Raw genomic sequence first — 233 nt, forward strand, 5'->3', positions numbered from 1 at the left:
GAGTATGCGGCGCGTGACCGGGGCCAGTATATTCTGGTGGCAACGGATGACGGCGACTGGCGTGAAGATGAGAAAACCGGGCGCGGTGAAAACTACGCCACCAGCGAGGACCGGCAGGCTACGGAAGAGGCCACTGGCGTGGAAAGTTCCTTCGTGCGTTATGCCGTCGATCGCTATCCGCCGACCCCCGGCGGGCTGTACGGCATGGCAGAGAACGGCTACGAGTGGGTGAG

The 233-nt window shown here is 63.1% G+C and carries 1 pseudogene; it reads left to right on the forward strand.

The features are described from left to right. Positions 1 to 233 (forward strand): annotated as a pseudogene (locus tag OGX67_RS00485) (formylglycine-generating enzyme family protein); the annotation flags it as partial.

The organism is Citrobacter sp. Cf118, from assembly GCF_030334095.1.
GTDB classification, from domain to species: domain Bacteria; phylum Pseudomonadota; class Gammaproteobacteria; order Enterobacterales; family Enterobacteriaceae; genus Citrobacter; species Citrobacter freundii.